This window comes from Streptomyces hokutonensis (assembly GCF_000376565.1).
Taxonomy (GTDB): Bacteria; Actinomycetota; Actinomycetes; order Streptomycetales; family Streptomycetaceae; genus Streptomyces; species Streptomyces hokutonensis.
The window spans coordinates 1-13,833 of sequence record NZ_BARG01000105.1 but is presented as its reverse complement, the minus strand read 5'-3'; the positions used below and the strand labels follow the sequence as shown (position 1 = coordinate 13,833).

Annotated in this window: 15 protein-coding genes; 6 read left to right on the top strand and 9 right to left on the bottom strand. The window is 70.1% G+C overall.

Going from position 1 to position 13,833, the window contains the following annotated elements:
* Positions 1-89: 89 nt before the first annotated feature.
* A complete protein-coding gene (locus SSP08S_RS50080; RefSeq protein ID WP_019075207.1) occupies positions 90-1,028 on the bottom strand; it encodes an AurF N-oxygenase family protein in 939 nt (312 codons plus the stop codon).
* Between the two features lie 137 nt (positions 1,029-1,165).
* On the opposite strand from SSP08S_RS50080, the gene SSP08S_RS61405 reads away from it, so the two are divergent.
* Entirely contained in the window at positions 1,166-1,957 is a 792-nt protein-coding gene (locus SSP08S_RS61405) for a hypothetical protein (RefSeq protein WP_369407125.1), read from the top strand.
* Complete coding sequence (locus SSP08S_RS50070) at positions 1,954-2,832, top strand: ADP-ribosylglycohydrolase family protein (protein WP_019075205.1); 879 nt, start codon at positions 1,954-1,956, stop codon at positions 2,830-2,832. Before SSP08S_RS61405 ends, SSP08S_RS50070 begins: the two co-directional genes overlap by 4 nt.
* On the opposite strand, the gene SSP08S_RS50065 is transcribed toward SSP08S_RS50070, so the two are convergent.
* The 7 genes from SSP08S_RS50065 to SSP08S_RS50035 form a co-directional block, all read right to left on the bottom strand.
* The gene (locus tag SSP08S_RS50065; RefSeq protein ID WP_174479464.1) at positions 2,829-3,347 is read right to left on the bottom strand and encodes a DUF3291 domain-containing protein; all 519 of its coding nucleotides are present in this window, start codon (positions 3,345-3,347) and stop codon (positions 2,829-2,831) included. The genes SSP08S_RS50070 and SSP08S_RS50065 overlap by 4 nt on opposite strands.
* 46 nt (positions 3,348-3,393) lie before the next feature.
* Entirely contained in the window at positions 3,394-4,854 is a 1,461-nt protein-coding gene (locus SSP08S_RS50060; RefSeq protein WP_043260398.1) for a penicillin-binding transpeptidase domain-containing protein, read from the bottom strand.
* Positions 4,855-4,862: 8 nt separating this feature from the next.
* On the bottom strand, positions 4,863-6,221 hold the full coding sequence (locus SSP08S_RS50055; protein ID WP_019075202.1) for an FtsW/RodA/SpoVE family cell cycle protein: 1,359 nt from the start codon (positions 6,219-6,221) through the stop codon (positions 4,863-4,865).
* Between the two features lie 61 nt (positions 6,222-6,282).
* Complete coding sequence (locus SSP08S_RS50050) at positions 6,283-6,789, bottom strand: SH3 domain-containing protein (protein ID WP_019075201.1); 507 nt, start codon at positions 6,787-6,789, stop codon at positions 6,283-6,285.
* Between the two features lie 100 nt (positions 6,790-6,889).
* On the bottom strand, positions 6,890-8,131 hold the full coding sequence (locus SSP08S_RS50045; protein WP_019075200.1) for an ATP-binding protein: 1,242 nt from the start codon (positions 8,129-8,131) through the stop codon (positions 6,890-6,892).
* Positions 8,128-8,850, bottom strand: a complete 723-nt coding sequence (locus SSP08S_RS50040; protein ID WP_019075199.1) for a hypothetical protein — start codon at positions 8,848-8,850, stop codon at positions 8,128-8,130. The genes SSP08S_RS50045 and SSP08S_RS50040 overlap by 4 nt, the downstream gene beginning before the upstream one ends.
* A gap of 63 nt (positions 8,851-8,913) precedes the next feature.
* A complete protein-coding gene (locus SSP08S_RS50035; protein WP_019075198.1) occupies positions 8,914-9,420 on the bottom strand; it encodes a protein-tyrosine phosphatase family protein in 507 nt (168 codons plus the stop codon).
* Between the two features lie 96 nt (positions 9,421-9,516).
* On the opposite strand from SSP08S_RS50035, the gene SSP08S_RS50030 reads away from it, so the two are divergent.
* The 3 genes from SSP08S_RS50030 (at position 9,517) to SSP08S_RS50020 (ending at position 11,885) form a co-directional block, all read left to right on the top strand.
* Entirely contained in the window at positions 9,517-10,320 is an 804-nt protein-coding gene (locus SSP08S_RS50030; protein ID WP_019075197.1) for a nuclease-related domain-containing protein, read from the top strand.
* Positions 10,321-10,721: 401 nt separating this feature from the next.
* A complete protein-coding gene (locus SSP08S_RS50025) occupies positions 10,722-10,904 on the top strand; it encodes a lactococcin 972 family bacteriocin (RefSeq protein ID WP_158697339.1) in 183 nt (60 codons plus the stop codon).
* 339 nt (positions 10,905-11,243) lie between these two features.
* Complete coding sequence (locus tag SSP08S_RS50020; protein ID WP_019075195.1) at positions 11,244-11,885, top strand: DUF6518 family protein; 642 nt, start codon at positions 11,244-11,246, stop codon at positions 11,883-11,885.
* Between the two features lie 49 nt (positions 11,886-11,934).
* On the opposite strand, the gene ligD is transcribed toward SSP08S_RS50020, so the two are convergent.
* A complete protein-coding gene (gene ligD / locus SSP08S_RS50015) occupies positions 11,935-12,816 on the bottom strand; it encodes a non-homologous end-joining DNA ligase (protein ID WP_019075194.1) in 882 nt (293 codons plus the stop codon).
* 60 nt (positions 12,817-12,876) lie between these two features.
* Here ligD and ku point away from each other — a divergent pair, with 60 nt between their 5' ends.
* Positions 12,877-13,785 (top strand): non-homologous end joining protein Ku, encoded by a 909-nt coding sequence (ku, locus tag SSP08S_RS50010; protein WP_500809288.1) that lies wholly within the window; start codon positions 12,877-12,879, stop codon positions 13,783-13,785.
* Positions 13,786-13,833 lie beyond the last annotated feature (48 nt).

Genomic DNA, 13,833 nt, shown 5'->3' with positions numbered 1-13,833 from the left:
AGCCCCGCGCCCCTCTAAGTCGGACCAGCTGAGGTTTTCAGGGGCGCGGGGAACTGCGCGACCAGCCCCCACCGGCCCGCACTATGAACTCAAGCCAGCAGCCCCGAAGCCTTCCACAACCTCCGCCCAACCCCCCTCAGCACCCCAATGTCGTCCAAGAAGTCCGTCAACTTCTTCGACCCGCTCTGCATGACCTCCCGCCGATGCCCACTCGCCCGCACCTGCTCCACCGCCTCCCGCCGATCGAGCCCCACATTCGTGTACACCTCGGGATTGATGAAGGCGATCGAGAAGATCCGCGCGAACTCCCCCGACGTGACCCGCGTGAACTCCTGGGACCACCGCGGAGCGGTGACCATCTGCCGCCTCAACTCCTCCCGGGCGTAACGGACATGACGCGCCTCCTCCACCACATGGATCCGCGTCACACCCCGCACCAGCGTCTGCACCCGCTCGTCCGGAAACGTCAACCTCTGCATCCAGTCGAGGACTTCCTCCCCGAGCAGCGTCGCGGTGAAGGAACCGGGCGTGGTGGAGATCGTCTTGAACAGTCGTCCCAGGTTCTGGTGGGCCCGGCTCACCGGATACCAGGGCGCGTCCCCGCGGGAGATCAGCCGCGCGAACATCTTCGAGTGCCGGCACTCGTCCTCGATCTCGGTGAGCGCGTAGCGCACATGCGCACTCGTCGCCGCCTTGTCGTAGATGTGCCGGACCAGCAGCTGCATCAGGATCAGCTCGAACCAGATGCCGAGCGAGGCGAGCGCCGCGGCCTCGTGCTGGGAGAGCAGGATCCGCTGCTCCTCGCCCATCCGCCGCCACAGCGGGGTGTCGTACAGGGAGACCAGTTCCGGCGGCCAGAACCACTTGCCGTCCTCGTAGGGCGCGTCCCAGTCGAGTTCCTTGTCGGGGTCGAAGGAGTGCCTGGCGGAGGAGGCGAGCAGCCGTTCGGCCACCTGCTCGCGGTCCTTGAGCAGGCCGAGCGCGTCGCGCAGCCCGTCGACCGCGTCGGCTTCGGTCAGGGTCGTCATGGTTCTCCCACCTCGCAGGTCGGCGTGTTACCCGGGGTCACATCCTCCGAAGTCTTATGAGACTACTTGTCAGCAAGCTCGTCAATCCCTCCGTTCGCAAGTTCTGCGTATTCCGCATGTACGGTGCTGTCGTGTCCATGCCTCCACCGCCGCAGCAGCCGCCGTATGCCCAACAGCCCTACCCGCAGCCGTATCCGCAGCAGAACCCTCAACAGCCATATCCACCACAGCAGTTCGGACCGCCGCAGCCCTACGGCTGGGGTGCCCCGCCGCCCCCCTTCCCGCCGCCCCCGAACAAGCGCGGGCTCGGGTTCGCGCTGGGGATCGTCGGCGGGGTGCTCGGCGTCGCGGTGGTGATCTTCATGGCCGTCGTGCTGACGGTCGGCAGCCAGTCGGCCACCGGGTTCCCCGAGGCGAACTTCGTGCTGACGCTGCCCAGGACGCTGGTCGACGGCCGCTTCGAACTCGCCGACGACCTCTCGGACACCGAGGGGCAGAAGATCGAGCAGGAGGCGGACGGCGCCTGGGACGCCGAGGATGCCGTGGGTGTCGTCGGCACCTACGCCCTGAACGGCGACGCGACCAAGGGCACGCTGGCCCTGTCGGGAATGTACGGCCGGTTCAAGAACGCGGACGAGGCGCGCGAGGGCATGTTGAAGGGCGCCGGTGAGGCCACCGGGGTGACCGTGGCCGTACCGCGCAAGGACTTCACCGAGGGCGGGGTCACGGTCTCCTGCGAGGTGCTCAGCCAGCAGAAGCTCAGCGTCACCGTCACCTACCCGACCTGCGCCTGGGCCGACGGCAACACGGCCGCCGCCGTTGCCTGGACCACGGCGGCCAGCCTGTCCCAGGACCCCTCGGACGTCGACCTGGCCTTCTCCGCGAAGACGACCCTCCAGGTCCGCTCGGAGACGAGGAAGGCCAAGTGACCCCGGCCCGGCGCAGTTTGGAGGGTCTCGCCCTCGGCGACGCGTTCGGCGAGCGCTGGTTCCCGCTCTTCCGCGAACCCCGTCAGGCCTACGACGAGGTCCGCGCCCGGCGCACCCCGGAGGAACCGGAGTGGCACTGGACGGACGACACGGCGATGGCCCTCGGCGTTCTCCGGGTGCTCGACGAGCACGGCGAGATCCAACAGGAGCCCCTCGCCCGGGCCTTCGCGCTCAGCTATGACGCCGATCCGGCCCGGGGGTACGGCTACGGCATGCACCAGTTGCTGCCCTTGCTGCTCCAGGAGCCGCACCGCTGGCGGGAGTTGGCACGCGAGCTGTTCGACGGTCAGGGCAGTCTCGGCAACGGTGCCGCGATGCGTGCCGCTCCGCTGGGCGCGTGGTTCCACGACGACCTCGACCGGGTCGTCACGCAGGCGACCCTGTCCGCCGAGGTCACCCACGCCCACCCGGAGGGCGTCGCCGGCGCGGTCGCCGTGGCCGTCGCCGCCGCGCTCTCCGTACGGCGGGAGCTGACCCTGGAGGCGGTGGCGGCACGGACACCCGAAAGTGCCGTCAGGGAAGGGCTGTTGCGGGCCGTCGAGGTGCCGTTCGCCACCGAGCCGTGGCGGGCCTCCGACCTCCTCGGCAACGGTCAGCGCATCCGCGCCGACGACACCGTCCCCTTCGCCGTCTGGTCGGCCGCCCGGCACCCGGACGACCTGACCTCCGCCCTGTGGACCACTGCCGAGGGCTTTGGCGACGTCGACACGACCTGCGCCATCACCGGCGGCATCGTGGCCGCCCGGACGGGACTCGACGGAGTGCCGCAGGACTGGCTGCGACGCCGCGAGCCCCTGCCCGGCCCCCGGAACTAGACCGAACAGCCCAGCCCCTCAGGGATGTCGACCGGTGCCGTCGGGTCCGCGCCCTGCGGCGGGAACGACGTCCGCAGGGTGAAGGCGTACGGGGTCGGGCCGTGGGCGCGGAGGTGGAGGAGGCGTTCCTCGGCCTCCGCGACCGTGGGGCGGTGGCCTGCCGGGACCCACCACAGGGCCGCCATCGCCTCCCGCATCCGCTCGAACCACTCGCGGCGGCGGGCCAGCAGCTCCCGGTGCTGCCCTTGGTACATGAACGCGGTCAGGGCGTTCGTGTCGCGCCACACCGACATGTTGATGATCAGCCACTCGTCGCCGAGGACGGGGACGTCGGTCGCGTTGCCGGAGTCGGACTGGAGGCGCCACACGAAACCCTCGGCCGCGTCGGCGACGGCGTTGACGGGGTCGAGGGCGTCCACGAAGTCCTTCAACTCCGGGGAGTCCAGCGGGAATTGGAGTCGGCCGATGTTGACCTGGGCGAGTTCGTACGCGGGTACTGTCAACGGCTCAGTCATGGACCGAACGATAGGTCGGGCACCCGTGCCGGGACACCCCCCCGTCTCACAGGCCGAGCACGGCCTCCATCACCGCCTTCGCGATCGGCGCCGCGTCCCCGCCCCCGCTGATGTCCGAGCGGTCCGCCGACGCGTCCTCCACCACCACCGCGACCGCCACCTTCGGCTCCATGTCCCGTTCGCCCTGCGCCCAGGACACGAACCAGGCATACGGCGTACCGGAGTTGCCGATGCCGTGCTGCGCGGTGCCGGTCTTGCCGCCGACGGTCGCGCCGGGGATCGCCGCGTTCGTGCCGGTGCCCTCCGTCACCACGTCTTCCATAAGTTCCTTCATCTGTACGGCGGTTGCGGGGTGCATGGCCTGACGGACCGGGCGGGACGATCCGGCCGTCGACACCGTCTCGCCGCCCCGCCGCGTCGTGCGTTCGACCAGGTACGGCTGCCGCAGCTGCCCGCCGTTCGCGACCGCCGCGGCGACCATCGCCATCTGCAACGGCGTGGCCCGCGTGTTGTACTGGCCGATCGACGACAGCGCCAACTGGGCCTTGTCCACCGAGGTGTCGAAGGTGCTGGGGGAGACCGCGAACGGGATCCGCACCCCGGTGTCGTTGAAGCCGAACGCCTCCGCCGTGCCGCTCATGTTCCGCACGCCGACATCCACGCCCAGCTTCGCGAACACGGTGTTGCACGACCACTCGAAGGCCGAGCGCAGCGGCGCGTCCGCGCAGCCGTCGCCCTCGTTCGTGAGCGTCGTCGAGGTGCCGGGCAGCGGATACGGGTCGGGTGACGTCGTCGCCGCGTCCAGGTCCGTCACCACCCCCGCGTCCAGCGCCGCCGCCGCGGTGACCACCTTGAACGTCGAACCCGGCGGATAGGTCTGCCGTACCGCCCGGTTGAGCATCGGCTTGTCAGGGTCGGAGTTCAGCCGGGCCCAACTTCGGTTCGCGGTACGGCCGTTGCCCGAGAGCGCGCCCGGGTCGTAGGACGGGGTGGAGACCAGGGCGAGGATGCGGCCGGTGGAGGGTTCGATCGCGGCGACCGCGCCCGTGCGGGTGCCCAGTCCGTCGTAAGCCGCCTTCTGCGCGGCCGGGTTGAGGGTGGTGACGACATTGCCGCCGGGGTTCTGCGCGCGGGTCAGGTCGTTCCACAGGGGTAACGGCGAGAGCATCTCGTCGGTGCCGGAGAGGATGCCGTCCTCGGAGTGCTCCAGGAACGTCGTGCCGTACTCCTGTGAGGCGAAGCCGGTGACCGGCGCGTACAACGGGCCGTTCCGGTACGTCCGTTCGTAGCGGAGCTGTTCGCCGGAGTCCCGCGAGCCGGTGATCGCCCTGCCGCCGACGAGGATGGCGCCGCGCGGCTGGTCGTAACGGGCGATGGTCTGGCGGCGGTTGGCGGGATTGTCGTCGTAGGGCCGGGACTGGAAGACCTGGATGCGGGTGGCGTTCACCAGCAGGGCGAGCAGCAGCAGGGTGCAGAAGGCCGCCGCGAGGCGGATGTGGCGGGTCATGGCGTCGGTCACGCTGCCACCTCCATGTCGTACTGACGGCGGGCCGAGTCGCTGACCCGGATCAGCAGGGCCACGATCGCCCAGTTGGTGACGACCGAGGAGCCGCCCTGGGCGAGGAACGGCATCGCCATGCCGGTCAGCGGGATCAGGCCGGTCACCCCGCCCGCGATCACGAACACCTGGAGCGCGACGATCGAGGCGAGGCCCACCGCGAGCAGCCGCCCGAACGGGTCGCGCAGCGCCAGGCCCGCCCGGTAGCCGCGCTCCACGAGCAGGCCGTAGAGGATGAAGATCGCGGAGAGGCCGGCCAGGCCCAGTTCCTCGCCCGCCGTCGCCAGGATGAAGTCCGACTTCGCGGCGAAGCCGATGAGGATCGAGTGGCCGAGACCGAGGCCCGTGCCGAGCAGGCCGCCGGCCGCGAACGCGAAGAGGGACTGGGCGAGTTGGTTGGGTCCCTGGCCCGCGTCGATCGACGCGAAGGGGTGCAGCCAGTCGAGAACCCGGCTGTGGACGTGCGGTTCGAGGCGGCCGACCGCGACCGCGCCGAGGGCCGCGAGCAGCAGGCCTACCGCGATCCAGCCGGTGCGGCCGGTGGCGACGTAGAGGAGGGTCACGAACAGGCCGAAGAAGAGGAGCGAGGTGCCGAGGTCGCGTTCCAGGACCAGCACGCCGACGCTGATCAGCCAGATCGCGACGATCGGGCCGAGGACGCGGCCGGTGGGGAGCTGGAGGCGCCAGACGCGGCGGCCGGTGTAGGCGAGCGCGTTGCGGTTGGCCGCGAGGTACGCGGCGAAGAAGATCGCGAGCAGCACCTTCGCGAACTCGCCCGGCTGGATGGAGAATCCGGCGATCCGGATCCAGATCCGGGCCCCGTTCACCGCTGGGAAGAACACCGGGAGGGTGAGCAGGGCGAGCGCGGCCGCCACGCACACATACGCGTAGCGCTGGAGCACGCGGTGGTCCCGGAGGGCGAGGACCACGACGATGAAGAGGGTCACGCCCAGGGTGGACCACACGAGTTGGGTGGGCGCGGCCCGGTCGCCCGGGGTCTCCAGGTCGAGCCGGTAGATCAGGACCAGGCCGAGGCCGTTGAGGAGCACCCCGATCGGGAGCAGCAGCGGGTCGGCGTACGGGGCCCGCAGCCGTACCGCCACATGCGCCAGCAGGGCGAGCACGCCGAGCCCGGCGCCGTAGCCCGCGGCGCCGGGCGGGACCGTGCCGTTCCTGGCCAGACCGACAGCGCAGTAGCCGTACACCGAGAGGAGTACGGCTACGACGATGAGGGTGAGTTCGATGCCACGGCGCCGGGGGAGGCGTACAGCGGGTGTGGGAAGGTCCGCTGTGACGGTGGTTCCGGCGTTGGTCATGTCCGGAACTTACCCAAATGGGACAGGTTGTGTGCCTTGGGTGGCGAGTGTGTCTCGCCCGTCAGCACCAGCGGGGGGCCGGGCCGATGTTGTCGATGTAGCGCGCCGAACCCCAGGCCCAGGTGCCGTCCGTGAGCAGGTACCAGAGGTGGTTGCCCTGGACGTTGGAGCCGCGGGTCTTGCAGAAGATCGAGACGTGCTCGCCGCGGTGCGCGTACCGGATGATCCTGCTGCCGCGGTCCGGCCGGGAGCGCAGGGCCAGTTCGCTCGCCGTCACGACGCCCCGGTACAGGCGCGGGTTGTTGTGGTGCTCGCCGCCCTGGTTGTAGTCGCCGCGACCGTCGTCGTCACCGCGGCCGTTGTCGTCGCCCTGCTGGTAGTCGCCGCGGCCGTCGGAGTCCTCGTCGCCGCGCTGGTTCCAGCCGTCGTCGTCCTGGGAGCTGCTGACGCTCTGGTCTTGGTCGCCCCATTCGTCGTCGGCCACGGCGGGCGTGACGGCCGCGGCGGTGACGAGCGCGCCGGCCGCGACCGCTATACCGATACGACGGAGAGAGAGGCTGAGGGACATGGGGGTACCTCCAGGAATGGGGCGAAGCTGACTAATCGCCACACTAGGAGGGGTTCAGGGAGGGCGCTTCTCATGCTGCGCCATCAGGGCTGCGGGCAGCTCACTGAGGCAGTGTCAGGGCGGCCAGCGCCCCGCCGTCCCCCACGTTCGAGAACTCCAACCGCGCCCCCAACACCTCCGCCTGCCCCAGCGCGATGGTCAACCCCAGCCCATGCCCGGTCGCACCCCCCTCCGTCCGGAACCGCTGCGGCCCATGCTCCAGGAGATACCCCGGGTACCCGTCCCCGTGGTCCCGCACGGTCACCACCGCCCCGTCCACGGTCACCACCACCGGCCCCCGCCCGTGCCGGTGCGCGTTGGCGACCAGATTCCCGAGCACCCGCTCCAGCCGCCGCCGGTCCGTCTCCACCCACTCGTCCCGTACGACGACGACCTCCGTGTCCGTCCCCGACGCCTGGACCACCCGCGCGGCCACCGCCCCCAACTGCTCGGTGCCCAGCTCCAGTTTCTCCCGCCGGGTGTCGAGCCGGGAGATCTCCAGCAGGTCCTCGGTGAGCGTGCGCAACGCGGCCACCCGGTCCCGCACCAGCTCGGTCGGCCGCCCCGGCGGCAGCAGTTCGGCCGCCGCGTGCAGCCCGGTCAGCGGGGTGCGCAGCTCGTGCGCCACGTCCGCCGTGAACCGCTGTTCGGTGAGCAGCTTGCCCTGGAGCGAGGAGGCCATCGTGTCGAGCGCGGCGGCCACCGCGGCCACCTCGTCCTGCGGCCGGCTCGCGTCCTTCGTACGGGGATCGTCGACCCGCGCGTCCAGGTCGCCGGCGCTGATCCGCCGGGCCACCTGCGCGGTCCCGTGCAGCCGCCGGGTCACCCGGGTCACCGCGAACGCGCCGACCAGCAGGGTCGCCCCGATCGCCAGCGCCGAGGACCACACGATCGCCCGGTCGAGCCCGGCAATGGTGTCCGCGCCCTGCGAGTAGTCGACGGCCACGGCCAGCACGCGCCCGCCGTCGGCCGGTCCCGCCGCCCACATCGTGGGCCGGCCCCGGCGCTTGCCGACCATCGTGCCCCGGTCGCCGTCCGCGGCCAGCCGCCGCAGGGGCACGGGCAGACTCGCGGGGTCGACTCCGGCGCCGTGCAGCAGCGAGTCCCCGGCCTCATACTGCGCTGTCGCCGTCCGCAGCCGCGACAGCGCCAGCTCGCGGGCCTGGCCGACGGTCCGGTCGGTCACCGACACATGCACGAGTACGCCGAGCAGGGCGGCCAGCGCGCAGCACATCACCGTGATGAACACGGCGGACTTGAAGGCGAGGGTCCCGGCCCAGCGGGGCAGCGCGAGCCCGGTCACGAGGTCGCCGAGGGCACGGGCGCGGGCGTCGCGCGGCGGACACCGTGCTTACGGCTGCCCGTGCGCAGGAACTCGTCGTGGGTCAGCAGCATCGCCTTCTGCTCGGCGTCCCAGGTCCACTGCACGCGGTACTCGTACCCCGCCAGCTCGGACGGCGAGCGGATGATCACCGACCGCCCGGCCAGCTCGACCCCGCTCACCGCGTCGTCGTTGGCCATGACCTGCACGAGCTTGTGCTTCTCGACGGTGTAGACCCGCACGGCCGTCATCTTGGTCGGCAGCAGCCGGAAGCCGAGCGTCAGGTCGTCGTGTCCGTCGCCGGTCAGATCGCGGTAGTACGGCTTGAGGACGGGACACCGGCTCCGGTCCCCGCCCTTCGCGCAGTCGTCGATCCGCTCGGCGGTTCCCCGGTACGGCGCCCTGGAGCCGACGTAGTCGCTCGGGTTCGCGGCGATCTCGGCCCGTACGACGGCGATCGGGTCCACCTTGCGGATGTCGTCGCCGGGGACGGTGACGCCCTGCACGGTCTCGGTGTCGGCCTCGTCGAAGTCGTAGGCGGGGGAGGCGGCGGGCGCCAGATTCGGCCAGAGCTTGGCCGGGCTGGTGGCCGTCGGGGTCGCGCCCGCGGCGTGCAGCGCGCCGGTGTCGCCGCAGGCCACCGCGGTCGCGAGCAGCAGGGCGACGAGGGCGGTGGTGCGGAGGGGGCGAGGGAACGGCACCCATACACCCTATTCGTACGGAAGTCCTTTTTGTTCATGCAGGTCAGCGGGTCGGGGAAACGATTACTCGGCCAGCTCCTCCAGCAGCCGGGCCGTGGACAGTCCCGCCCGCAGATACTCCACGAACAGTTCGTTGTGCAGCGCCCACGGCGAGCGGCGGGTGCGGATCAGCCGTATCGCCTCCTCGGTGGAGTACCCGCGCCGGACCAGCGCGTGCGCGACGACAAGACCGGACCTGTTGTAGCCGTGATAGCAGCGGACGAGGACCTTCCGCCCGTCGTCCAGCGCGTCGCACGCGGCCCGGGCCAGCCGCATCACGCCCGCGAGCTGCGTCCCGTCCAGCGGCCCGTCCGGAATCGGCCACACATGGTGCTCGATACCGGAGTCGGGCCCGTGCCCCGGCAGCCGCAGCAGCGTCTGTACGAGATCGAACTCGTCCCGCACCACCGCGAACTCCCGTTGCCCGGAGCGCCCTCCGAACTCGTGCCCGCCCATCCACAGACCGGTGACGATCTCGCTCCACGGAGTGTCCGGAGCGGGTACGTCGGGTTGCTTCCTGCGCGTCCGCAACGGCGCCTCCCCAAGCCCCAGCGACTGACCCAAAGGTAACCGGGTTCTTGCCCCTTGAGCACCCCGCCTGTTCCCATGGTCGAGGGGTGATGGTGCATGAGCGGACTGCGCATCGTACCGACCTGGCGCCATGGTCAGGAACGGCTGTACGTCTGTCACACGGACGGAAGGAACGTCGCCTGGTACGACAGGGAGGCGGCCAGGATCAACCTGCTGAGCGAGGACAGCAGAGAGGACGTGCTGCACGCCCTCGGCCCCTTCCTCACCGGCCCGGTCACGATCGGCCCGCCACCGGTCCCGACCCCCGCGGAACTGGCGCGGCTCAGCCTCCACCCCGACGACGACCTCGCGCCCAACCGCCCCGGCGAGGCGCTCCACCTCGCCCTCGACCGGGACCCCGGCCCGCAGCACCGGCTCCGCCCCGACCGGCGCCGCCGCGCCCTCACCGCCGAACAGGCCGTCGGCGAGGCCCTGGACGCGCTCGACGGTGCCGGCTGGCACGCCCTCCACTCGATCCCGCTCCCCGGCGGCGACCGCCTCCACCACCTGGTGATCGGCCCCGGCGGCCTCTTCGCCGTCCACACCCTGTACGCCCGCAAGCAACGAGTCCGCATCGCCGACCCCATGATCACCCTGGGCCGCCGCGACCCCCTCCCCCTCCTCCGCCGAGTCCGCTCCGACGCCGACCGCGCCTCGTACGCCCTCACCGCCGAGGTCCGCCCGATCCTGGCACTCGTCGGCCCGACCGACGTCTCGGTCACGACCCCCCTCCGCGAGGTCCGCGTACTCCAGGACACGGAACTGCCCGGACTGGCAAGGACGGGCGGGGTGTTGAAGCCGGCGGATGTGGAGGCGCTGCATGCGATGGCTCGGGATCGGCATACGTGGGGGAAGGTGTGAGGCGCGGTGACGTTCGGCGCGGCTGATGTCCCGATCGGGCCCGGCTGCCGCGCCGGACTGTTTCTCGCCAATCCGTTCGCTCCCTCGGTGGCCCTCACGGTTCAGTGGTCGGCTTCGGCCCGAGTCGATCTTGCATGGACATGATCAGCTTAAACGGCGAACGAGAAGCCTTCGCGCGACCTGACGGGAGGGGGGCTCGAATGCGATCGAAAGCGATAAAGGGACGACGCGAAAGTCCTTCATGAGTCGCTCACTGTCGCCGCAGCCGCTGCGGCCCTGACTGTCGGGGCTCTCATGGAGACGGCGTCGGCCGACGCGGCATCGACGTGGCTTGCGGAATTTGGGCCCGATCCTGCGGAATGGGGGGCGTCGCCATTTCGCTCGACTCGTCCTCGACACTGATGACCGACGGAAAGCGCTGCTATTCGTACTACTTCCACGGCTCCAAGGGGCACTCGGCGACTGCGAAAATCGCCGATGGCCAGGATTATGCCCACGCGGCTTCCGGAGTAACGGCCAAGGCCGGCACGACGGCAGGCGCCGCGTACACGTGCTACGCGTACTGGTCCAAGGACGACGACTGAGACGACCGAAAGATCGCGCCCCTTCCGAAATGACCATTCGGAGGCGTTGCCCAGCGGAAGCGGCACGGACGCCGAACTCCCGGCTCCGCCATAAGGGGCCGTAATGCAGTTGCCGGGCGCTCGCCCACACCCGCTCAGCGGGCGGTGCGGGCGAGCGCCTCGGCCGCGCCGGCGACGGAACTCCCGTACTGCACCGGCAAGTTGCTCCCGTCTCCTGTCCGGCATCGTCGGTCCCGGGGCGGAGCGGCCGGTGGCTGTGGATTCGTGACGACGGCCGTAGACTCGTGCGGCGGTAGATCCTCAGACACGTGGTTATTGAAAAGGATACCTTCAAGTACCGTGGCCTCTTCACGCTCCTCCATCTTGGCGCCGGTTGTCGCGCTGATAGCCGGCGTCGCCCTCGGAGTGATCGCCCCTCTGCTCGAGACGACGGACTCATCAGTGGGTCATGTGGCGCATCTCGTCCTGTCCGCCGGCTGGTCCTGGGCGGCTTTGGCTTTTTGTGTCGGCCTGGCAGGAAAATCAAGGGTCAAATCTGCCGTCCTGGCACCCATATCGCTCGTCGTGGCCGTAGTCGCCTACTACGTGACCAAACTCGAGCGCGGAGAGTTCATGGAACCTGTAGACCTGGCCGACCCTTCTCGGGGGACGCACGTTTACTGGGCCGGATTCGCGTCGAAGACAATCTTCTGGTGCGTAGCGGCAGTATTCTTGGGGATCATTCTGGGGTTGGCCGGACATCTCGCTCGGAATCATGGATATCGCGGTCTCGCGTTCCAGGTCCTGATCCCATTGACGGCTGTTGTCGAGATGTCGATGCGACTGCGCAGCGAGGCCCAGCTACAAGGGAAACTCACCGGCGCGACATGGACTGTCACTCTTGTTCTGGCGGTTGCCGCGATTGTCGCTCTGGTGGCGCGTGCGATCGTCATGTCGGGTGGCAGACGGCCGCGGGTGACGGACGGCGCCACCGGGCGGTAGGGCTGATCGACCGACCAGCCGGTGAGCTGCCCTCGAGCCCCGGCGACAATCAAGGCACAGCCCCCACCGGCCCCCCACCGACCAACGGCCCCAGCAAATCCCCGTACTCCCGCAGCCGTCCCCCCATGTCCGTTGCCAGAAAGGTCAGTTGACGCACGGACCGGCACGTCTCCACCTCCTCCCACGTGACCGGCGCCGACACACTCGGCTCGGCGCGTGCCCGCAGGGTGTACGGCGTCGCCGTGGTCTTGCGGGCGGCGTTCTGGCTCCAGTCGACGAACACCTTTCCCGGCCGCAGACTCCGGGTCATCCGGTGGACGACGAGCCCGGGCATGGCCTTCTCGGCCTCCACGGCCAGTGCTTTCGCGTACTCGACGGCCCGCTCCGACGGCACCGGCTCCACCCCCGCCAGCAGATGCAGCCCCTTCGCCCCGGACGTCTTGGCGTACGCCTCGATCCCGTCGGAAGCGAGCCGCTCCCGCAGCCAGACCGCGACCTCGCAGCACTGCACCACCGTCGCCGGTGCCCCCGGATCGAGGTCGAAGACCAGCCGGTCGGCGGAGCCCGGCGCTCCGATCACCCACTGCGGGGTGTGGAACTCGGTGACGAGGTTCGCCGCCCACATGAGGGACGCCAGGTTCTGTACCAGCACCATCCGGGCCGGCCCCTCCGACCTCGGCACCTCGGCCGTGGTGACCCACTCGGGCGTACCCGGCGGCACGTTCTTCGCGAAGAACACCTGACCGTCCGGCCCGTCCGGGTACCGCAGGAAGGACAGCGGCCGGTCCCGCAGATGGGGCAGCAGCGCCCCGGCGATCGTGGCGTAGTAGTGCAGGACCTCGCCCTTGGTGAAGCCGTCCGCCGGGTACAGCACCTTCTCCAGGTTGCTGAGAGCGAGCCTTCGGCCCTCCACCTCTGTGATCGGCGTCATACGATGAGAATCCCACGTAAACGTGATTAATCGATGGATACCGGAAGGCGGGTGCCGCAGGTGCGATCCATATGGAACGGCGCCATCTCCTTCGGCCTGGTCAGCATCCCGATCAAGCTGGTGAACGCGACCGAGAGCCACTCCGTCTCCTTCCGCCAGATCCACACCGAGGACGGCGGCCGCATCCGCTACCGCAAGGTCTGCGAACTGGAGGACCGCGAGGTCACCCAGGCCGAGATCGGCAAGGCGTACGAGGACGCGGACGGCACGATGATCCCCATCACGGACGAGGACCTGGCCCAGCTGCCGATCCCCACCGCGAAGACCATCGAGATCGTCGCCTTCGTGCCGGCCGACCGGATCGATCCCCTCCAGATGGACGCGGCCTACTACCTCTCCGCGAACGGTGTCCCCGCCGCCAAGCCGTACACCCTGCTCCGCGAGGCGCTCAAGCGCAGCCAGAAAGTGGCCATCGCGAAGTACGCGCTGCGCGGCCGCGAACGCCTCGGCATGCTGCGTGTCGTCGACGACGTGATCGCCATGCACGGGCTGCTCTGGCCGGACGAGATCCGCGCCCCCGAGGGCGTCGCCCCCGACACGAGCGTCACCGTCCGCGACAAGGAACTCGACCTCGCGGACGCCCTGATGGACACGCTGGGCGAGGTCGACCTCGCCGACCTCCACGACGACTACCGGGAGGCCGTAGAGGAGATGATCACCGCGAAGGCCTCCGGCGAACAGCCCGCCGACGCTCCGGCCCCGGCCCGCAGCGGCAAGGTCCTCGACCTCATGGCGGCCCTGGAGAAGAGCGTCCGCGAGGCGCAGGAGTCGCGCGGCGCGGAGCCGGCCAAGAAGGCCGAGGTCAGACCCCTTGCCAAGAAGTCGACGGCGAAGAAGGCCACGACGAAGAAGACGACGGCGAAGAAGACTCCGGCAAAGAAGACGTCCCCAAGGAAGCGAACGGCGTAAGGGACAGCAGCGCCCCACAGGGGCGCGGGGAACTGCGCGACCAGCCAC